A 20,940-nucleotide genomic window follows, 5' to 3' on the forward strand; every position below is an offset into this window, starting at 1 on the left:
GGCTGTTTCACGTGAAACCGATCGACTCGCGTCTGCTCCGTTACGCCCGCGCCACCCGGTTCTTCCTGGCGGCCGTGGTGGCGCTCGGAGTGGTCGGGGCTGTGCTGGTCATCATCCAGGCCATGCTCATCGCCGAGGTGGTGGTGGGCGGGTTCGAGGGCGGGCTCACCGTTCCCGGGCTGCGCACCCCGCTGATCCTGCTTGTGGCGGTCGCGCTCGGCCGTGGGCTGGTCTCCTGGCTGACCGAGCTGGCCGCGTACCGGGCCAGTGCGGCGGTCAAGTCCGAGCTCCGCGGCCGGCTGCTCGACCGGGCGGCGGCGCTCGGACCGGACTGGCTGAGCGGCCAGCGCACCGGCTCGCTGGTGGCGCTCGCCACCCGCGGTGTCGACGCGCTCGACGACTACTTCGCGCGGTATCTGCCACAGCTCGGACTCGCGGTGGTCGTTCCGGTGGCAGTCCTCGCCAGGATCGTGACCGAGGACTGGGTCTCAGCAGCCATCATCGTGGTCACGCTGCCGCTCATCCCGCTCTTCATGATCCTGATCGGCTGGGCCACCCAGTCCCGGATGGACCGTCAGTGGCAGCTGCTCTCACGGCTCTCCGGACACTTCCTCGACGTGGTCGCCGGCCTGCCGACGCTGAAGGTCTTCGGCCGCGCCAAGGCCCAGGCCGAGTCCATCCGCACCATCACCTCGCAGTACCGCAGAGCCACCCTGCGGACCCTCCGGATCGCCTTTCTGTCGTCCTTCGCCCTGGAGCTCCTCGCCACCCTGTCGGTGGCACTGGTCGCCGTCACCATCGGCATGCGGCTCGTGCACGGTGAACTCGACCTGTACACCGGCCTGGTGGTGCTGATCCTCGCGCCCGAGGCCTATCTGCCGATCCGGCAGGTCGGCGCGCAGTACCACGCGGCAGCCGAGGGGCTCTCCGCCGCGGAGGAGATCTTCGCGATTCTGGAGACCGAGCCGCGTGCGGGCGGTACGGCCGACGTCCCGCCGTCGCTGCGGCTGGAGCTGGAGGGGGTGACCGTACGGCACGAGGGCCGTGCCGAACCTTCGCTCGACGGGGCATCCCTGGTGGTGGACGAGGGCGAGACCGTCGCCCTGGTCGGCCCGAGCGGTGTCGGGAAGTCGACGCTGCTCAATGTGGTGCTGGGGTTCGCGGCGCCCGACGAGGGGCGGATACGGATCGGCGGCGTCGATCTGGCGACGCTCGCGCCCGAGCGCTGGCGGGAACGGATCGCCTGGGTGCCGCAGCGCCCACAGCTCTTCGCGGGCACGATCGCGGAGAACGTACGGCTGGCCCGGCCGGACGCGGACGACAGTGCGGTGACGGCCGCGCTGCGCGACGCGGGGGCGTACGACTTCGTGGCGGAACTGCCCGACGGCGCGCAGACGCTCCTCGGCGAGGACGGTGCGGGACTCTCCGCCGGTCAGCAGCAGCGGCTCGCCCTCGCGCGGGCGTTCCTCGCCGACCGGCCGCTCCTCCTGCTCGACGAGCCGACCGCGAGCCTGGACGGCGAGACGGAGGCGGGGATCGTCGAGGCGGTACGGAGGCTGGCGGCGGGGCGGACCGTGCTGCTGGTCGTGCACCGTCCGGCGCTGCTCTCGGTCGCCGACCGGGTGGTGGTGCTGGAACCCGGTGCGGCACCGGAACGGCAGCGGGCAACGGTGCCGGGCGAGGGGGCGGCCATGGTGCCCCGGCCGGCGCGCGCGGACGGCTCCGGGAACCGGGACACATACGAATCCGGGCAGGAGCCCGAAGTGCTGCGGCAGACAGCAGCCCGGTCCGGGCAGGTGCTCGCCCGGGTCCGGAAGGCCGCAGGGGCCCAGCGCGGACAGCTGGCGCTCGCACTGCTGCTGAGCAGCCTCGCCCTTGGGTCGGCCGTCGGACTCATGGCCGTCTCCGGCTGGCTGATCTCCCGTGCCTCCGAACAGCCCCCGGTGCTCTATCTGATGGTCGCCGTGACGGCGACCCGCGCGTTCGGGCTCGGGCGCGCCGTCTTCCGCTATGCCGAGCGTCTCGTCTCGCACGACGCCGTGCTGAAGATGCTCGCCGAACTGCGCGTCGCCGTGTACCGCGGACTGGAGCGCATCACGCCGGCCGGACTGGGCCGGACGCGGCGCGGAGATCTGCTGTCCCGGCTCGTCGCCGACGTGGACGCGCTGCAGGACTACTGGCTGCGGTGGCTGCTGCCGGCCTGGACCGCGGTCGTGGTGGGAGCGGCGGCAGCCGGGTTCACCGGCTGGCTGCTGCCCCAGGCGGGTGTCGTGCTCGCCTTCGGACTGCTGCTGGCCGGGGTCGGGGTGCCGCTCGTGAGTGGCGCCTGCGCCCGTCGCGCGGAACGCCGACTGGCGCCCGCGCGGGCCGATCTGGCCACCCGGATCACCGATCTGCTCGGCGGAACCGCCGAACTGACCGTCGCGGGCGCCCTGCCCGCACGCAAGGAGAGGACGCGGGAAGCCGACAGCGTCCTGACCCGTCTCGCATCACGCGCGGCGACGGCCGCGGCACTCGGCGGTGGCCTCTCCGCCCTGATCTGCGGCCTCACCGTCGTCGCCGCCGCACTCGTCGCCGTCCCGGCGGTTCACGACGGACGGCTGGAGGGCGTGGAGCTCGCGGTGGTGGTGCTCACCCCGCTTGCCGCCTTCGAGGCCGTCACCGGTCTGCCACTCGCCGTGCAGTACCGGCAGCGGGTCAAGCGGAGCGCGGAGCGGGTGTACGAGGTGCTGGACGCACCGGTACCGGTGCACGAGCCCGCGACCCCGGCCGAGGCCCCCGCGACACCTTTCCCGCTGGAGGTACGAGGGGTGGCGGCCCGCTATGCGGGCGCGTCGCGAGACGCCCTGGACTCCGTCGACCTGACGCTGACCGCAGGCCGGCGCATCGCAGTCGTCGGCCCTTCGGGCTCAGGGAAGACCACCCTCGCGCAGGTCCTGCTCCGCTTCCTGGACGCGCGGGCGGGGACGTACCGGATCGGTGGTGTGGACGCCTCGGAGCTGGACGGGGACACCGTCCGGCGGTTCGTCGGGCTCTGCGCCCAGGACTCGCATGTCTTCGACAGCTCCATCCGGGAGAACCTGCGGCTGGCCCGCACCGACGCAACGGACGACGAGCTGCGGACCGCCCTCGCCCGGGCGCGGCTGCTCGACTGGGCAGAAGCGCTGCCCGACGGGCTCGACACCCTCGTCGGCGAGCACGGCGCGCGCCTCTCCGGCGGCCAGCGCCAGCGGCTCGCGCTGGCCCGGGCGCTCCTCGCCGGCTTCCCCGTGCTCGTTCTGGACGAGCCCGCCGAGCATCTCGACCTGGCGACGGCGGACGCCCTGACCGCGGATCTGCTGGTCGCGACCCGGGGCCGTACGACAGTCCTGATCACCCATCGCCTGGCGGGGCTCGAAGCGGTCGACGAGGTGGTGGTGATGGACGCAGGCAGGATCGTGCAGCGTGGTCCGTATGCCGCTCTCGTGGCGGCGGACGGCCCGCTGCGCCGGATGCTGGAACGCGAACGGGAGACCGTGCGAGAGGCGGACCGAGTGCCGGACGGCGCCGCGCGGGCGTAGACGGAGGGCGGCGGCCGCCGGATCGATCCGCAGGACCCATCAGTCCACTTTCCTCCCCAAATAGGACTAACTAGGCTCTGGGTATGGCAGAGCAGGACCCGAAGGACTCACTCGAAGCCGCAACGCAGGCGACCCGCGGTCTGCAAGGCCTGTCCACCGAGCTCACCGCCCGCGTCCCGCAACTGCTGGAAGCGATGCGCTCCGTCGGTACCGGGCTCGACCTGCACTCCACCCTCGAACGGATCTGCGAGACCGCCGCCGAGCTCGCCCACGCCGCCTACGCCGCCATCGGCGTCGCGGACGAGCAGGGCAAGGGGCTCTCCGACTTCCTCACACACGGGGTATCGGCAGAGGTGGAAGCCGACATCGGGCACCGGCCCGATGGACACCGGGGGCTCCTCGGTGCACTGCTCCACGACCCGGCCCCCGTGAAGCTCGAAGATCTGACGTCCGATCCGAGGTTCGCCGGCTTTCCGCCAGGTCATCCCCCGATGCGGACCTTCCTCGGCGTCCCGATCCGGGTGCAGGGCGAGATCTTCGGCAATCTCTATCTGGCCGAGAAGGAGGGCGGGGGCGAGTTCACCGACTACGACCTGCACATGGTTCGGGTGCTCGCCACGGAGGCCGGCATCGCCATCGGCAACGCCCGGCTGTACGAGGCGGCACGCCAGCGCGAGCGGTGGATCGACGGATCGGTGGCCGTGACCACAGCGCTGCTCTCCGGCGGGGACGCCGACGACGCCCTTGCCGTCGTCGCCGAACAGGCCCGCCACCTCGCTGCATCCGCTGCGGGGATCGTGCTCCTTCCGGCGGAGGGGGGCGGGCTGGAGGTCGTCGCCGTCTCAGCCGACGAGCCGTCCGCCCCGCTCGGGGTGATCATCGGCCCGGAAAGCCCGGTGGTGGCGAAGCTGCTGGCCGGCGAGGCGGTCTTCACGGACGACTCGGCCACCGACTTCCGTATGGTCACCCGTCTTGCCCACCGGTTCGGCCCGAGCATGCTGCTGCCGTTGCACAGCGGCGGACGGGTGCTGGGCGCACTCGCCACCCCGCGAGCCCGGGGCGAGCGGCCGTTCACCGAGACCGAACGGACCCTGGCCACACAGTTCGCCTCGCAGGCCGCACTCGCGCTGATGATGGCTGAGGCGCAGCGGGACCGGGAGCGGCTCGCCGTGTATGAAGACCGTGATCGAATCGCCCGTGACCTGCACGATCTCGTCATCCAGCGGCTGTTCGCCACCGGGATGTTGCTGGAGAGTGCCCAGCGCCGGTCGATGGTGCCCGAGGTGCAGACCGGTGTCGGCCGGGCGGTCGACGAACTGGACGTGACCATTCAGGAGATCCGTACCGCGATCTTCGCGCTGCAGCAGGAACCGGCCGAGGCACCGTCCGGGCTGCGCACCCGGGTCCTGCGCGAGATCAACATGGCGGCCGTCCCCCTCGGCTTCAAGCCGTCGCACCGCTTCCTCGGCGCGGTCGACTCACTGGTCGGCGAGCGGACCGGCAAGAACCTGATCGCGGCCTTGCGGGAGGCGCTGTCGAACGCCTTCCGGCATGCCGGGGCGTCCCGCATCGACGTGGTCGTCGATGCGACCGCCACGCTGCCTGACGGGCGCGACGCGGTACGTCTGTCGGTCGCCGACGACGGGGTGGGCATCCCGGACGGCGGCCGGCGCAGCGGGCTGCGGAACCTGGCGCGCCGGGCGGAATCGCTGGGTGGGGCGAGCTGGTTCGGGCCGGGAATCGCTGACGACGCGGGCGGCACGACGGTGGTGTGGGAGGCACCGCTGTGACGACCGACTTTCGGCGTACGGGCGGACCTCAGAGTGATCGGCGGGCGTTTCAGCCTTCGCTACGGTGCTTCCGGCGCTCGGCGACGAGGCGCTCGATGACGACCGCGACACCGTCCTCGTTGTTGGTGACGGTCCGGCCGGAGGCGGCGGCCAGCGCTGCTGGGTGGGCGTTGCCCATCGCGTACGAGATGCCCGCCCAGCTCAGCATCTCCACATCGTTCGGCATGTCCCCGAAGGCGACGACCTCGGCGGGTGAGATGCCGCGCTCCGCGCAGCAGAGTGCCAGCGTGCTTGCCTTGGAGACGCCGGGACCGCTGACTTCCAGCAGGGCCGTGGGGCTGGACCGGGTGAAGGAAGCCCGGTCCCCGGCTGCGGTGCGAGCCACTTCGAGGAACTCGTCCGGTGCCAGTTCCGCGTGGTGCGCGAGGAGCTTCAGTACGGGGGCGCCCGTGCCGCGCACTTCTTCATGGAGCAGCTTCTCGGCGATGGCGACGGTGGCGCCCGGGTCGAAGTGGAACGGCGGGTAGGACGGTTCGTAGTGGATGCCGGTGGTCAGCTCGACGGCGAACGAGGTGCCGGGAGCGGCCACACGCAGGGTGTGGACGACATCGAGGGCGATATCGCGTTCCAGCGGCCGGACCTCGACCAGCTTGCCGCCCGCGTGCAGATCGGCGACCGCGGCGCCGTTCGCGCAGATCGCCAGACCGTGGCCGTGGACGTGGGCGCTGACGACATCCATCCAGCGGGCCGGTCGGCCGGTGACGAAGAAGACCTCGATCCCGGCCTCCTCGGCCGCGGCGAGTGCCGCAATTGTGCGGTCCGAGACAGTTTTGTCGTCGCGCAGCAGAGTGCCGTCCAGATCGGTTGCAATCAGCCGGGGAGCGGCAGGCAGAGACGAATCCATAGCTGAGGTCACCCAGCCATTCTCGCGTACGGGAGCGCACGGGTGTGCGGAGGGGCGCGCATTTGAGGATGCGCGCCCCTGAGCTGGGGAACATGCCTGAGGCATATGCCAGAGGATCTGACGGACCGCTGCCGCACTGTCGGTGGCGGGTGTGCCGGTCAGCGGGTATCGCGGTCGGCAGGCGGCAGGTGTGGGTCAGCCGAGCTGGGACAGGCCCTCCGTGGCGATCCGCTCGAAGACCTTCTCGTCCGCCGCGAAGTCGGAGTCCGCGATCGGTGTGTGGATGACGATCTCCGTGAAGCCCAGCTCGAAGTGGGTGCCCGCGAAGTCCACGAACGCGTCGAAGGAGTCCAGCGGGCGGTCCGGGGTGAAGCCGGTGAGCAGGATCTTGTCCAGCTCGGCCACATCCCGGCCGACGGCCTCGCAGGCCGTGCCGAGCTTGGTGATCTGCCCGCGGATGGCCTCCACGGACTGCTCCGGGGTGCCCGTCTCGAACAGCTTGGGATCTCCGGTGGTGACCCATGCCTCGCCGTACTGTGCGGCGAGCCTCAGCCCGCGCGGCCCGGTGGCGGCCACCGCGAAGGGCAGCCGCGGCCGCTGGACACAACCGGGGATGTTCCGCGCCTCGTTCGCCACGTAGAGCTCGCCCTCGTGCGTGACCGACGGCTCCCGCAGCAGCCGGTCGAGCAGCGGCACGAACTCGGCGAAGTGGTCGGCCCGTTCGCGCGGGGTCCACGGCTCTTCGTCGCTCCTGCGCAGCGTCGTGGCGTCGAAACCGTTGCCGCCTGCGCCGATACCGAGCGTGATGCGTCCGTCGGAGACGTCGTCCAGCGTGATGAGGTCCTTGGCCAAGGTCACCGGGTGCCGGAAGTTGGGGGACGTCACCAGGGTGCCCAGACGCAGCCGCTCGGTGACGGCGGCCGCGGCGGTCAGGGTCGGAATCGCACCGAACCACGGTCCGTCGCGGAAGGTCCGCCAGGCCAGATGGTCATACGTGTACGCGGCGTGGAACCCCAGCTCCTCCGCGCGCTGCCAGATCTTCCGGCCGTCGTTCCAGCGGTGGATCGGCAGAATTACAGTGCTCAGGCGCATACCTACGACCATACGGTGGCCGTGCCGCGGACAGAAAACACATGACAGCCCCTGACGACGGACGCTGCGGCTGAGCCAGGGCGACAGAGTTCCGCGCGGCACGAGCTCCTTGGCGGTCCGCACCTCAAGGTCGAATTCGCGGGCGACCTCGCGGATCGCTAAGACCGCGGCTTCGGTGCGGGCGAAGTGGGACGGCCCATGCTCACGATCACGCCGGTGCCGTCGGCTCGGTGCTGGCGGTCGGTGCGCGGGGGGCCGGTGTGGTGGGCGGCGGGGGCGAGCGGTTCCGGTCGGGCCCGTCCGGGTTCAGCCGGGGAAGCGCAGGAACTCGGGCGGTACCGCTTCCGTGAGCCAGACCCCGTTCGCGCTGACGTAGAAGACGTGACCCGCTCGGTGCATCGCGGCCGCGTCAACGGAGAGGACGACGGGCCGGCCGCGCCGGGCGCCGACACGGGTCGCCGTCTCGCGGTCGGACGACAGGTGGACGTGACGCCGGTTCATGGGGCGGAGTCCCTCGGTACGGATCGCGCCCAGGGCGCGGCCCACCGTGCCGTGGTAGAGGTACGCGGGCGGCTCGACCGGCGGCAGATCGAGGTCCACCGGGACGGTATGGCCCTGGCTTGCTCGGATGCGGTCGCCTTCGATCGCGTAACGCTGTTTGTCGTTGACCGCGACGACATGGTCGAGCTCGGCCCGGGTGATGGGGAAGTTGTGCCGGGCCGTGGCGCGCAGCAGCTCGTCGATCGACACCCAGCCGTTCGCATCGAGAGTGATGCCGATCCGCTCCGGTTGATGCCGCAGGTGTTTCGAAAGGTATTTGGACACCTTGACGGCGCGTCTTTCATCCATTCCGCAAGAGTGCCCATGCCGATCTCGTCGGCGCATCCGGATTTGCTCAGGATTCACGCCGTCGATTTTCGCCTATAGGTTTGATCCACAGTCAACTTGAGTTATCCACAGGCGATTTGGCGATTCTGTGGACAAGTGACGTCGTAATCAACCTATTTGGTCAACTTATCTGGATTCAGCGTGAGATGAAGCAAGTACGTCCAATGTCCTTGTCTGTACCTCTCGTTCGGTGGCAGCCGCGACGAAGGCCGAGACGTTCCGTGGCCCAACGAGCTTTTGAACAGCTCCTATCGTGTCAGGCGGCAGCAGTACGGGACGGGGCTCACCCGCAGAGGGAGACCTGCCGACCGGTGCGTCCGACCCGAGGTGATGCTGCAGATGACGGGTGGCGAACGTCCGCATGGCGCGCGCCAGTTCCGCATCGACTGTCTGCTGGGCGAGCGGGCGAAGTCGCCGCACGAGCTCTGCGGCTTCGGCCGCATCCGCGTCCGTCGGCGGACGATGACCGAGGTAACGCGCGAACACGTGCTCCGTGGTGAACTCCAGAAAACGGGAGGCGATGTGTTCGACCTGAACGCGAAGCTCCCTCAGATGGCCGGAGATTGCCGTCAGCGGTACACCGGCCGCGTGCAACTCGACTGCCACCGACAGCTCTTGAGGACTCGGCACCAGGAATTCGTCGGGCCGGCCCGGAATCGGCTCGAGCACACCGAGCTCGACCGCCTCGGCGACCGCCTGGTCGTCCTGCGCACCGCCGAACCTCCTGTGCAGCTCGTCCCGGGTGATCCGGTCGGCCTGTTCGTCCGTCCAGGGCCCATGCACCTCGGCGACGAGCCCGAGCACCCCGCCGAGACCGCGGCCCGCGTCCCACGCCTCCAGCAGTTCCTTGATGCTGGCGAGCGTGTAGCCGCGGTCCAGTAGGTCGGCGATCTGCCGGAGCCGGGCAAGATGCGTGTCCCCGTACACATTGGCCCGGCCGCGCCGCTCCGGCGTCGGCAGCAGCCCCCGGTCCTGGTAGGCCCGGATCGTGCGGACCGTGGCGCCGCTCGCATGCGCCAGGTCCTCGATCCGGTACTCGGCGGCCGACCCGCCCGTCACCGCCGACGTTTCCTGCCCGCTCACAGCGGCGGCTTCAGCCGGGCGATCCCGCGCAGCGCCCCGGGGCTGAACCTGGACAGGAGCCGGGCGGCGCGGGCCTCCGGTGTCACCGGCACCACGGCCCGGTTGTGCACCACGGCCTCGATGATCGCGTCGGCGACCTTCTCCGGAGGGTAGTTGCGCAGCCCGTAAAGCCGACTGGTCCGTTTCTGCAGCCGTTTCTCCTCGGCGGCGTCGGCCCCGGCGAAGCGCGCCGTCGCAGTGATGTTGGTGTTCACGACACCGGGGCAGATCGCGCTGACCCCGATCGAGCGCTCGGCCAGCTCGGCCCGCAGACACTCGCTGAGCATCAGCACGGCGGCCTTGGAGGTGCTGTATGCGGGCAGCGCCCGGGACGGCTGATACGCGGCGGCGGACGCGGTGTTGACGATATGGCCGCCCTGGCCACGCTCGGCCATCTGCTTGCCGAAGATCCGGCAGCCGTGGATGACTCCCCACAGATTGACGTCGAGGACGTTCTTCCAGTCCTCGCTCGTGGTCTCCAGGAAGGAGCCCGACAGCCCGATCCCGGCGTTGTTGACCAGGACGTCGACGATGCCGTACTCGGCGGCGACCTTCTCGGCGAGCTTCTCCATCGCCTGCTCGTCACTGACGTCGACCACCTCGCCCCAGGCCGCGGGGGACCCGATCAGACGGGCCATCTCGGCCGTTCTGGCCGCCCCTTCCGCGTCCCGGTCCACGGCCACCACCCGGGCACCGGCCTCGGCGAAGGCGAACGCGGTGGCACGTCCGATACCGCCGGCCGCGCCCGTCACCAGCACCAGCTGCCCGCCGAACCGGTCCGCGTGCGCCCCGGTCGGTGCGGGGTCCTGGAGCGGCCGCCCGTCGTCCTGGGCCGACTCGTTGCCGGCGACGAACTCGCTGATCCAGGAAGCCAGCTGGTCCGGCCGGGTGCGTGGCACCCAGTGCTTGGCCGGCAAGGTGCGCCGCACCAATTGCGGTGCCCACAGCTCCAGTTGGTCGTAGAGGCGCTCCGAAAGGAAGATGTCACCGGTCGGTGTGATCAGCTGGACCGGCACATGTGCGAAGGCGTCTTCACGCGGCCTGCGCAGCCTGGCGCGGACGTTGTCGCGGTAGAGCCAGGCGCCGTTCGCCGCGTCGTTCGGCAGGGACGGCGTCGGGTAGTCCCCCGTGGGGACACTCTCGAGCCGCTGCAGTATCCGGGGCCAGCGCTTGCCGAGAGGACCGCGCCAGGCAAGCTCCGGCAGCACCGGAGTGTGCAGCATGTACACATACCAGGACTTGGCGCCCTGGCCGAGAAGCTGGCCGATCCGGCGCGGGGTGGGCCGGGACATCCGCTGCTTGATCCAGTGCCCGAAGTGGTCCAGGGAGGGGCCCGACATCGAAGTGAAGGAAGCGATCCGGCCCTCGGTGCGCTTGACCGTCGCGAACTCCCACGACTGCACCGAACCCCAGTCGTGCCCGACCAGATGCACTGCTCGGTCCGGGCTCACCGCGTCGGCCACGGCCAGGAAGTCGTCGGTCAGTTTCTCCAGCGTGAACCCGCCGCGCAGCGGCGCCGGAGCCGTCGACCGGCCGTGTCCGCGCACGTCGTACAGGACGACATGCCACTGCTCGGCCAGCTGCTCCGCGACCTCCGTCCAGACTTCCTTGCTGTCCGGGTAGCCGTGCACGAGCACGACTGTGGGACGCGTCTCGTCGCCGAGCTCGGCAACGCACAACTCGATCCCGCCGGTACTTACCCGGCGTTCGCGGATCCCCGGCACATCCTGAAGACTCACGCCGCCACCCTCTCCTCGGCCCAGCGCCGCACATGCGGCAGATCGTCGTCCAGCCAGAAAGCGCTCTGCTCGGGGTCCGTGGAGTCGGTGACGACCAGGATCTCCTCGAACTTGGCGCCTGTGCCCCGGAATCCGAGATGGGGCTCGACCGCCCACAGCCCCGGCTGCGGCGGGTGGTCGGAGAAGCTGTACGGGCTCCACAGCGGCGACCAGCCGTCCCGGTGCCCGTGCAGGGCATCGCTGACCAGCCCCTTGAGCGACTGCGTGCCGAACCCGAAGACACGCGGGGACCAACGGCGTTCGGCGACGCGGTCGATCTTGTGAGCGATGACTCCGAAGGGGTACGCGCGATGCCTGTTGGCATAGCCCTGCCTGATCATCAGGCGCTCGACGTCCTCATAGATCTCGCGCAGCGAACGCCGCTCACGCACCTCGCCCAGAATCAGCGCGCGGTGGGCCTCCAGATCGGCGAGGAGCTTGTCGTGCAGCGGGTTGAGTCCGAGGCAGCCGGAGTATCCGATGTCCGCCGTGAACCCCTTGTACACCGGAGCCATGTCGAGGATGAACGGCATCCCCGGCTCCAGCCTCCGGTTGGTCGGGAAGAACTGCAGCGGCACCTTGAAACCGGCGAACGCCGTACGGTCCCCGAACCAGGCGAACGGCAGATGGAACCAGTCCCGCACCCCGCGCCCGCGCAGCCACTCCCGCTGCATCCGGGCCGCCTCGCGCTCCGTCACACCCGGTTCGAGCCGGGCGGCGACCGCCTCCGCGCATGCGTACGCGAGGCGCTGCACCTCTCTGAACCCCTGGAGTTCCGGAGCCGTTGCGTCCTTCACCGGTGAGGTCATGCCACCGTCCGTCCCATGCCGTGTGCGGTACGTGCTCGTAACGTGACATGGATGAATGTGACAATGCTTGGCGGCTACGTCAAGGGGCGTGCGCACACCTGTGGACAACTCCACGAGCACCTGGCGTCGGCCCCCCTGGCTCTCGTCCCGCTGTCCTCCCTCGTCCCGGTGTTCTCGTCGCGCTCGGCCGTCCTCCTTCGTGGGGTCCCCCTACGGGTCCGTACGACTGGAGTCTGATGCGGATCCAACCGCCTGGTCTGACGACCGGTGTGGCCCGCGCCACTACCTTCGAGTACGTGACTGTGATCGCAACCGAAAGCCTGAGCAAGCGGTTCCCCCGGGTGACCGCTCTTGACCGGCTCTCCCTGGACATCGGGCCCGGTGTAACCGGCCTGGTGGGTGCCAATGGAGCCGGCAAGTCCACACTGATCAAGATCCTGCTGGGTCTGTCCCCCGCCACCGAAGGCCGGGCCGCGGTGCTCGGGCTGGACGTCGCCACCAGTGGCGCCGCCATCCGGGAACGGGTCGGCTACATGCCCGAGCACGATTGCCTGCCGCCGGACGTCTCGGCCACCGAGTTCGTCGTCCACATGGCGCGGATGTCCGGACTTCCGCCGACAGCGGCGCGCGAGCGCACCGCCGACACCCTGCGCCATGTGGGGCTGTACGAGGAGCGCTACCGTCCCATCGGTGGCTACTCGACCGGTATGAAGCAGCGTGTGAAGCTGGCCCAGGCGCTGGTCCACGACCCGCAGTTGGTCCTCCTCGACGAGCCGACCAACGGGCTGGACCCGGTCGGGCGGGACGAGATGCTCGGCCTGATCCGCCGCATCCACACCGATTTCGGCATCTCGGTCCTGGTGACCTCGCACCTCCTGGGTGAGCTGGAGCGCACCTGCGACCATGTCGTCGTCATCGACGGCGGCGCGCTGCTGCGCTCCAGCTCCACCAGCGATTTCACCCAGACCACCACGACCCTCGCGGTCGAGGTCACCGACAGCGACACCCACCCGGACGGCACGGACGCGCTGCGCCGGGCGCTGACGGCAGCCGGCGTGAAGCTCGTGGGCCTCGACGGAATCGAGGGGGACGGCCTGCCGGGTGCAGGTCACATCCTGCTGATCGAGGCCACCGGTGAGGAGACGTACGACGTCGTGCGCGACAGCGTCGCCGGGCTCGGGCTCGGACTCGTACGGATGGAACAGCGACGCCACCACATCGCCGAGGTCTTCCGTACCGAAGGCACCACAGAGGCAGCGGAGACAGCCCTGGCCGGCGCCGCACAGCAGAAGGGGAGCGGTCACGATGAGCACTGAGACCGGGGCCGTGACCGGGAGCGAGACCACCCGGATCCACAACATCGGGTACCGCTCCTACGACGGCCCGCGCCTGGGCCGCGGCTATGCCCGCCGCTCGCTCTACTCGCAGTCCCTGCGGGGCTCCTTCGGACTGGGGCGTTCGGTCAAGTCCAAGGTGCTGCCGATGCTGCTCTTCGGTGTGATGTGCCTGGTCGCGCTGATCATCGTCGCCGTCGCGATGGCCGCCCCCGACGCGACGAAGCTCGTGCTCAAGTACACGGACTTTGCGATCTATCTGCAGGCCGTCATCGGCCTGTTCATCGCGTCGCAGGCACCGCAGTCCGTCTCCCGGGATCTCCGTTTCAAGAGTGTCCCCCTCTACTTCTCGCGGCCCATCGAGCGGGCCGACTACGTCGTCGCCAAGTACGCCGCCATGGCATCCGCCCTGTTCATCCTCACTGTGTCGCCGCTGCTGGTGATGTACGTGGGCGCCCTGCTGGCGAAGTTCGACTTCGCCGACCAGACCAAGTGGTTCGGGCAGGGAGTGGCGTCGGTGGCGCTGCTCTCCGTGCTCTTCGCCGGGCTCGGTCTGGTCGTCGCCGCACTGACACCGCGCCGCGGCTTCGGTGTCGCGGCGGTGATCGCTGTGCTGACCATCTCGTACGGAGCGGTCTCCACGGTCCAGGCCATCGCTTGGGAGACGGGCTCGGCGGGCGCGGTGCAGTGGCTGGGGCTCTTCTCGCCCATCACGCTGATCGGCGGTGTCCAGACCGCGTTCCTCGGTGCCACCTCCGCCTTCCCCGGAGGGGAAGGACCGGGCGCCGGGGCAGGTGTGGTGTATCTGATCGTTGTTCTCGCGCTCGTCGCCGGCTCGTACGCCGTACTGATGCGCCGCTACCGGAGGGTCGGGCTGTGACCACCATCGAGATCGACCACACCTCGCGCTGGTTCGGCAATGTGGTCGCCGTCAACGACGTCAGCATGACCGTGGGCCCCGGTGTGACCGGGCTGCTCGGCCCCAACGGCGCGGGCAAGTCCACGCTGATCAACATGATGGCCGGGTTCCTCGCTCCGTCGACGGGCAAGGTCACGCTCGACGGCGCGCTGATCTGGCGCAACGAGGCGGTGTACCGGCAGATCGGCATCGTGCCGGAGCGGGAGGGGATGTACGACTTCCTCACCGGCCGCGAATTCGTCGTCGCCAACGCGGAACTGCACGGACTCGGTGACGCGGCTGCGCGCAAGGCGCTGGCCACGGTCGAGATGGAGTACGCGCAGGACCGCAAGATCTCCACGTACAGCAAGGGCATGCGCCAGCGCGTGAAGATGGCGTCCGCGCTGGTCCACGAGCCGTCGGTGCTGCTCCTCGACGAGCCGTTCAACGGGATGGACCCGCGGCAGCGGATGCAGCTGATGGAGCTGCTGCGGCGGATGGGCTCCGAGGGCCGTACGGTCCTGTTCTCCTCCCACATCCTCGAAGAGGTCGAGCAACTCGCCTCGCACATCGAGGTGATCGTGGCCGGACGGCATGCGGCGTCCGGTGACTTCCGGAAGATCCGCCGGCTGATGACGGACCGCCCGCACCGCTACCTCGTACGGTCCAGCGACGACCGTGCACTCGCCGCCGCCCTCATCGCCGACCCGTCGACGGCCGGGATCGAAGTCGACCTGGGCGAACAGGCCCTGCGTATCCAGGCGGTCGACTTCGGACGATTCACCATGCTGCTCCCGAAGGTCGCGCGTGAACACGGCATCCGTCTGCTGACCGTCTCACCGTCCGACGAGTCCCTCGAATCGGTCTTTTCCTATCTCGTAGCGGCCTGAGTAGCGGCCTGAAAGGAGCTGTGAAGCGTCATGTACAACCCCACAGTCGCCCGGCTCACCTACCGGGCCCTGCTCGGCCGACGCCGGGCCGCGATCCTCTTCGTCCTGCCCGCGTTGCTGATCGTCATCGCCGTGGCGGTACGGATGTTCGCCGGAGCCGATGACCAGGTCGCCGCCAATGTGCTGGGCGGTTTCGCCATCGCCACGATGGTGCCGCTGATCGGTGTGATCGCCGGTACGGGGGCCATCGGTCCGGAGATCGACGACGGATCGATCGTCTATCTGCTGGCCAAGCCGGTGAAACGGCCGACGATCATCTTCACCAAGCTGATCGTGGCGATCGCCGTGACCATGGTCTTCTCCGCTCTGCCGACATTCGTCGCGGGCCTGATCCTCAACGGCAACGGCCAGCAGATCGCGGTGGCGTACACGATCGCGGCGCTGGTCGCCTCGATCGCGTACAGCGCGCTGTTCCTGCTGCTCGGCACGGTCAGCAGGCACGCAGTGGTCCTCGGTCTGGTCTACGCGCTGGTGTGGGAGGCCCTTTTCGGCAGCTTCGTGCCCGGGGCGCGCACGCTCAGCGTGCAGCAGTGGTCGCTCGCGCTTGCCCAGAAGGTCGGCGGGGAAGGCACGATCACCTCCGAGGTCGGACTGCCGCTCGCGACGGTTCTGCTGGCGGCAGTCACGGTGCTCGCCACCTGGTACGCGGGCCAGAAGCTGCGCACGCTGAAGCTCGCCGGCGAGGAGTGAGCAGGAAGGTCTCTGCCGTCAGGCCCCGTCAACCCCTGCCCCTCGGGCGGGGGTTGACGCATGAACGGACAGTCGTACGCGTAACTGTACGGTTATCGGCTCGTTGTTCAGGGTGCGTGGAGGCAACTGGGATCCGTAGCGTCGTAGCGTTCGTGAAATTGGGGAGTGCCGACTCCGGCGAGGCAGCGCCGGCCGGGTCGGTCATCGGGTGAGTGGCAACCGTGAGCGACCTCCGCCCCTGAGCCCGGGGAGAGGGCCGCCCATCGTCGTTTTCGCGAACGGAAGGCATGCCCATGCCCACGGAAGTCGCCCTGCTCGAATCGCGCGCACTGCGCGTCGAGCAGATGGGGCGCGTCGATGTTCTCGACAAGGTGAAGAGCCTTGTCATGCTCCCGGACGGAATTCACGTCCGCACAGAGGACGTGGCTCGCTACTTCGAAGTATCCACAGAAGTCATCAAGAAGGTGATCCAGCGCCATCGAGGCGAGATGGAAGAGAACGGCCTCACGCTGCTGAGAGGCGCTGAGCTGCGGGGCTTCCATAGGGACATGTTGTCCCTATGGGGCGGCGAGGAGAGTGAAAGTTATCCACAGGCGGCCACCCAACTCACCCTCTACACCCGCAGGACCGTACTCAATGTCGCGATGCTTCTTCGCGACAGCGACATCGCCCGATGCGTCCGCACCTATCTGCTCGACGCCGAGGAGGATCTGCGTGCGGGGTACGCCTCGCTCGATCGGCGAGTCACCCGGGTCGAGAGCTGCCTGGCCGGAGTAGGCGTGGCGCTCCAGGAACTCGGGCCGGTGCTCACCCGGATGTCGCATCGGCTCGACAGTCTCGACCGGAGGCTCGAGGCCACCAACCAGGTGGTCGGGGCCATGAGCGTCCGACTCGGAGACATCTCCGAGGACATCGTCCGTATGGATGCCCGGATGGACGACTTCGTCCTTCAGCTCAAGGATCTGCGACGCCGTCGTAAGCGCCGCTGAGCCCTGACCGACGCTCGCGGTCCGCTCCGGCCAGGTCCGTACCGGCCGGTCGCGGGCCGCGAGCAACGTCGTAGGCCGGGGCCGTGCTCGCCGACCGGATAATGAGTGGCGGACAAGAGACGCCCCAGGCACAGTGGTCGAGGAAGTGCACGCCACAGGACCGGGAGAGGAGCGCGACGATGACCGAGAGTCCGAGTCCGTCGAGTTCCCAGCGGGGCGGCCAGGAGCAGGCGCCGGAGTAACCATCACCTCACTCCGCCGAGCCGCTCAAGGGCAGGCCCGGGGCGGCCCCTCAGCGCGCATCGCGCGCGGCCGCCCTCCCGGAGGATTGGCCGAGTGGTAAGGCAGCGGCTTGCTAAGCCGTCGTCGGGGCCCTGAGCCCCGCGCGCGTTCGATCCGCGCATCCTCCGCACAGTTCGGCACATCGGCGCACTCTGCAACCGCGCGACCGGCGGCGCAGCCGACTAGAGCAGCTGCTCAAGCACCACTGCGATGCCATCGTCCTCGTTCGACGCGGTGATCTCGTGTGCCACGGCCTTCAGGTCGTCGTGCGCGTTGGCCATCGCCACACCGTGCTGCGCCCAGGCGAACATCGGGATGTCGTTCGGCATGTCACCGAACGCGAGCGTGTCCGCCGCCTTCACGCCCAGTCGGCGTGCGGCCAGCGAGAGCCCGGTCGCCTTGCTCAACCCCAGCGGCAGGATCTCCACCACGCCGGGACCCGCCATGACCACGTCCACCAGATTGCCGACGGCTCCGCGCGCGGCCTTCGCCAGTGCGTCGTCGTCGAGTGCCGGATGCTGGATGTAGACCTTGTTCAGCGGCGCGGACCACATCTCGGTCGCGTCGTCCACGAAGACGGCCGGAAGCGGCCCTTCCTGTACGCGGTAGCCGGGGCCGACCAGCACCTCGCCGTCGAGTCCGTCGCGGCTCGCCGCCAGCGCCAGCGGGCCGACCTCCGCCTCGATCTTGGACAGCGCGAGACCGGCGAGCTGCCGGTCCAGAGTCAGCGAGGTCAGCAGCTTGTGCTCGCCCGCGTGGTAGACCTGCGCGCCCTGACCGCAGACCGCGATGCCGTTGTAGCCCAGGTCGTCCAGGATGTGACGGGTCCACGGGACGGCCCGTCCGGTGACGATGATGTGCGCGGCACCGGCCGCCGTCACGGCGGCCAGTGCCTCACGGGTGCGCTCGGAGACCGTGTCGTCGTTACGCAGCAGCGTGCCGTCGAGGTCGGTCGCGACGAGCTTGTACGGGAAGGTCACTTGGCGACCGGCTCCAGGACCTCACGCCCGCCCAGGTACGGACGGAGCGCCTCGGGCACGCGCACCGAACCGTCGGCCAGCTGGTGGTTCTCCAGGATCGCCACAATGGTGCGCGGTACGGCGCAGAGCGTGCCGTTCAGGGTGGCGAGCGGCTGAACCTTCTTGCCCTCGCGCATCCGGACGGAGAGGCGACGCGCCTGGAAACCGTCGCAGTTCGACGCGGAGGTCAGCTCGCGGTACTTGCCCTGCGTCGGGATCCACGCCTCGCAGTCGAACTTCCGGGAGGCCGAGGACCCCAGGTCGCCGGTGGCCACGTCGATCACCTGGAACGGCAGCTCAAGCCCGGTGAGCCACTGCTTCTCCCAGTCGAGGAGACGCCGGTGCTCGGCCTCGGCGTCCGCCGGGTCGACGTACGAGAACATCTCGACCTTGTCGAACTGGTGGACCCGGAAGATGCCTCGGGTGTCCTTGCCGTACGTACCGGCCTCGCGGCGGAAGCACGGCGAAAAGCCGGCGTACCGCAGCGGCAGCTTGTCCGCGTCGATGATTTCGTCCATGTGGTACGCGGCGAGCGGGACCTCGGAGGTGCCGACCAGGTAGTAGTCGTCCTTCTCCAGGTGGTACACGTTCTCCGCGGCCTGGCCGAGGAATCCGGTGCCCTCCATGGCGCGCGGGCGAACCAGCGCCGGCGTCAGCATCGGGATGAACCCGGCCTCGGTGGCCTGCGCGATCGCAGCGTTGACGAGGGCGAGCTCGAGCAGCGCGCCGACACCTGTCAGGTAGTAGAAGCGCGAGCCGGAGACCTTGGCGCCGCGCTCCACGTCGATGGCGCCGAGTGCCTCGCCGAGCTCCAGGTGGTCCTTGGGCTCGAAGCCCTCGGCTCCGAAGTCGCGGATGGTGCCGTGCGTCTCGAGAACGACGAAGTCCTCCTCGCCGCCGACCGGCACGTCCTCGTGGACGATGTTGCCGAGCTGCAGCAGCAGGCTCTTGGCCTCCGCGTCCGCCTCGTCCTGTTCCGCGTCGGCGCCCTTGACGTCGGCCTTCAGCTGCTCGGCCTTCTTGAGCAGCTCGGTGCGCTCCTCGGGCGAGGCCTTGGGGATGAGCTTGCCGAGCGCTTTCTGCTCGGAGCGCAGTTCGTCGAAGCGGACACCGGACGACCTGCGCCGCTCGTCGGCGGAGAGAAGAGCGTCGACGAGTGCGACGTCCTCTCCACGGGCGCGCTGGGAGGCGCGAACACGGTCGGGGTCCTCACGGAGCAGGCGAAGGTCAATCACGCCTCCAGGCTACCGGTGTGCGCTTCCATAGCTCGAACCGATATTGCCAAGCGTGTCACTTTGCCCGAATTGCCGGAATTGGCAATGCTAGGGACGCTCGATGGCTGCAGTCGATCTTGGTCGTCAAATAGAGAGCTCCTATTCCCCTAAATGGGGTATTAAGGGGCTTCCGTTCTTGACGTACCGACCTTGTGCGGGGCGGGAGTTGGAGCCGACTTGTCCACAGGGGGCGGTGACCCTCCGAAGTTATCCACAGGCTGTGAAGAAGATCTGTGGACACAGGAAGAGATCATTCCGAAAGCCGCACGAAGGCTCATGGATTCCCTGTTCAAACTCGCTTCACACACTCATTCGGGTGGGAATTCCTCGTCCTAAAGAGTTGATCAATGGAATTGAGCTGACACGGGGCGACCTGCGGCTCTGTGGAGGGGTGTGGGATGACTGGAGCGATTTGTCGACCATGTCGTATTGCGGTGTCGACTTGTCCCCAGGTCGAGAACCGACCCTGTGGATAACTCTGTAGGTTGTGAAAATCAGGTGATAGCACCGGTGATGGGCGCACACCACCGCGGCACGAGGACCAGCCACGCCCCTCGATCCCGACCTTCGATCCCGACTCTCAGTCCCGACCGTCGATCGCGACCCCTGGCCCCGACCGTCAGGCCCGGCCGTCCTGATTCCTGGCCAGCCAGTCCGAGGCATCCGTGAAGTCCGTGTCCGACGTCCCCGCACGCAGCGGCCGTACGTCCTCCGGCGTCACTCCGGCCCGTGGATACGAACCGAGGAACCGCACCTTCGGGCAGATCCGCTTCAGCCCCATCAACGCCTCGCCGACCCGGCGGTCCGCGATGTGCCCCTCGGCGTCCACTGCGAAGCAGTAGTTCCCGATGCCCGCACCCGTCGGCCGCGACTGGATCAGCATCAGGTTCACCCCACGCACCGTGAACTCCTGCAGGAGTTCGAGCAGCGCACCGGGGTGGTCGTCGCCCAGCCAGATGACCACCGATGTCTTGTCCGCACCGGTCGGCGCCGCCGGCCGGGCCGGGCGGCCCACCAGGACGAAGCGGGTCTGCGCGTTCTCCGCGTCGTGGATCTCCGTCACCAGCGGTTCGAGACCGTATGTGGCGGCCGCGAACTCACCGGCGAAGGCGGCGTCGTACCGCCCCTCCTGCACCAGCCGGGCACCGTCCGCGTTGGACGCGGCCGACTCCCACAGGGCCTCCGGCAGATGGGCCGCCATCCAGTTGCGTACCTGCGGCTGTGCGGCCGGGTGCGCGGTCACCGTCTTGACGTCGGACAGCTTCGTGCCGGGCCGCACGAGCAGCGCAAAGGTGATGGAGAGCAGCACCTCGCGGTAGATCATCAGCGGTTCGCCGGTCGTCAGCTCGTCGAGGGTCGCCGTGATGCCGCCCTCGACGGAGTTCTCGATCGGTACGAGTGCTGCCGCGGCAGCACCGCTCCGTACCGCGTCCAGAGCCGCCGGTACGGAGACCATCGGGACAAGTTCCCGAGTGGCTGCTTCCGGGAGCGTACGGAGGGCGACCTCGGTGAAGGTGCCTTCGGGACCGAGATAGGCGTAGCGCGTGGCGGACATACCGTC

16 protein-coding genes and 1 tRNA gene are annotated in these 20,940 nt (G+C 69.1%); 8 read left to right on the forward strand and 9 right to left on the reverse strand.

Features of this window, described 5'->3' with window-relative positions; genetic code table 11:
* The first annotated feature begins 11 nt into the window (after positions 1 to 11).
* Both cydD and ACFYP5_RS16330 read left to right on the forward strand, forming a co-directional pair.
* Positions 12 to 3,560 carry a thiol reductant ABC exporter subunit CydD gene (gene cydD, locus ACFYP5_RS16325; protein ID WP_389035820.1) on the forward strand — a complete coding sequence of 1,183 codons (3,549 nt, stop codon included), beginning with the start codon at positions 12 to 14 and terminating at the stop codon, positions 3,558 to 3,560.
* Between the two features lie 83 nt (positions 3,561 to 3,643).
* The gene (locus ACFYP5_RS16330; RefSeq protein ID WP_389035823.1) at positions 3,644 to 5,350 is read left to right on the forward strand and encodes a GAF domain-containing sensor histidine kinase; all 1,707 of its coding nucleotides are present in this window, start codon (positions 3,644 to 3,646) and stop codon (positions 5,348 to 5,350) included.
* Between the two features lie 49 nt (positions 5,351 to 5,399).
* Here the strand turns inward: ACFYP5_RS16330 and ACFYP5_RS16335 are convergent, their stop codons facing one another.
* From ACFYP5_RS16335 to ACFYP5_RS16360, 6 genes are all read right to left on the reverse strand, one after another.
* Entirely contained in the window at positions 5,400 to 6,266 is an 867-nt protein-coding gene (locus tag ACFYP5_RS16335; protein WP_389035825.1) for a Cof-type HAD-IIB family hydrolase, read from the reverse strand.
* Positions 6,267 to 6,449: 183 nt separating this feature from the next.
* On the reverse strand, positions 6,450 to 7,358 hold the full coding sequence (locus ACFYP5_RS16340; protein ID WP_389035828.1) for an LLM class flavin-dependent oxidoreductase: 909 nt from the start codon (positions 7,356 to 7,358) through the stop codon (positions 6,450 to 6,452).
* Positions 7,359 to 7,652: 294 nt separating this feature from the next.
* A complete protein-coding gene (locus ACFYP5_RS16345; protein WP_389035831.1) occupies positions 7,653 to 8,195 on the reverse strand; it encodes an RNA 2'-phosphotransferase in 543 nt (180 codons plus the stop codon).
* A gap of 165 nt (positions 8,196 to 8,360) precedes the next feature.
* Positions 8,361 to 9,317, reverse strand: a complete 957-nt coding sequence (locus ACFYP5_RS16350) for a MerR family transcriptional regulator (protein ID WP_389035834.1) — start codon at positions 9,315 to 9,317, stop codon at positions 8,361 to 8,363.
* Positions 9,314 to 11,095: an SDR family oxidoreductase gene (locus tag ACFYP5_RS16355; RefSeq protein ID WP_389035837.1), complete on the reverse strand. Its 1,782-nt coding sequence runs from the start codon at positions 11,093 to 11,095 to the stop codon at positions 9,314 to 9,316. The genes ACFYP5_RS16350 and ACFYP5_RS16355 overlap by 4 nt, the downstream gene beginning before the upstream one ends.
* A complete protein-coding gene (locus ACFYP5_RS16360) occupies positions 11,092 to 11,943 on the reverse strand; it encodes a M24 family metallopeptidase (RefSeq protein WP_389035839.1) in 852 nt (283 codons plus the stop codon). The genes ACFYP5_RS16355 and ACFYP5_RS16360 overlap by 4 nt, the downstream gene beginning before the upstream one ends.
* A gap of 341 nt (positions 11,944 to 12,284) precedes the next feature.
* Here ACFYP5_RS16360 and ACFYP5_RS16365 point away from each other — a divergent pair, with 341 nt between their 5' ends.
* From ACFYP5_RS16365 to ACFYP5_RS16390, 6 genes are all read left to right on the forward strand, one after another.
* Positions 12,285 to 13,259 (forward strand): ABC transporter ATP-binding protein, encoded by a 975-nt coding sequence (locus ACFYP5_RS16365; RefSeq protein ID WP_389036185.1) that lies wholly within the window; start codon positions 12,285 to 12,287, stop codon positions 13,257 to 13,259.
* Positions 13,249 to 14,157, forward strand: a complete 909-nt coding sequence (locus ACFYP5_RS16370) for an ABC transporter permease (RefSeq protein ID WP_389035842.1) — start codon at positions 13,249 to 13,251, stop codon at positions 14,155 to 14,157. Before ACFYP5_RS16365 ends, ACFYP5_RS16370 begins: the two co-directional genes overlap by 11 nt.
* Positions 14,154 to 15,065 (forward strand): ABC transporter ATP-binding protein, encoded by a 912-nt coding sequence (locus ACFYP5_RS16375; protein ID WP_389035845.1) that lies wholly within the window; start codon positions 14,154 to 14,156, stop codon positions 15,063 to 15,065. Before ACFYP5_RS16370 ends, ACFYP5_RS16375 begins: the two co-directional genes overlap by 4 nt.
* A gap of 30 nt (positions 15,066 to 15,095) precedes the next feature.
* Complete coding sequence (locus tag ACFYP5_RS16380; protein ID WP_389035848.1) at positions 15,096 to 15,815, forward strand: ABC transporter permease; 720 nt, start codon at positions 15,096 to 15,098, stop codon at positions 15,813 to 15,815.
* Between the two features lie 293 nt (positions 15,816 to 16,108).
* Positions 16,109 to 16,804, forward strand: coding sequence for a hypothetical protein (locus tag ACFYP5_RS16385; RefSeq protein WP_389035851.1), 696 nt, complete (start codon positions 16,109 to 16,111; stop codon positions 16,802 to 16,804).
* Positions 16,805 to 17,126: 322 nt separating this feature from the next.
* Positions 17,127 to 17,214 (forward strand) — tRNA-Ser (locus ACFYP5_RS16390).
* Positions 17,215 to 17,268: 54 nt separating this feature from the next.
* Here ACFYP5_RS16390 and ACFYP5_RS16395 read toward each other — a convergent pair.
* The 3 genes from ACFYP5_RS16395 to pheA all read right to left on the reverse strand — a co-directional run bounded on the left by ACFYP5_RS16395 (position 17,269) and on the right by pheA (position 20,934).
* Positions 17,269 to 18,066 carry an HAD family hydrolase gene (locus tag ACFYP5_RS16395; RefSeq protein ID WP_389035854.1) on the reverse strand — a complete coding sequence of 266 codons (798 nt, stop codon included), beginning with the start codon at positions 18,064 to 18,066 and terminating at the stop codon, positions 17,269 to 17,271.
* The gene (gene serS, locus ACFYP5_RS16400) at positions 18,063 to 19,340 is read right to left on the reverse strand and encodes a serine--tRNA ligase (RefSeq protein ID WP_389035857.1); all 1,278 of its coding nucleotides are present in this window, start codon (positions 19,338 to 19,340) and stop codon (positions 18,063 to 18,065) included. Before serS ends, ACFYP5_RS16395 begins: the two co-directional genes overlap by 4 nt.
* A 658-nt stretch (positions 19,341 to 19,998) precedes the next feature.
* Positions 19,999 to 20,934 (reverse strand): prephenate dehydratase, encoded by a 936-nt coding sequence (pheA, locus tag ACFYP5_RS16405; protein WP_389035860.1) that lies wholly within the window; start codon positions 20,932 to 20,934, stop codon positions 19,999 to 20,001.
* Positions 20,935 to 20,940: the final 6 nt, after the last annotated feature.

This window comes from Streptomyces sp. NPDC005262, from assembly GCF_042872425.1.
In the GTDB taxonomy this organism is placed as follows: Bacteria; Actinomycetota; Actinomycetes; order Streptomycetales; family Streptomycetaceae; genus Streptomyces.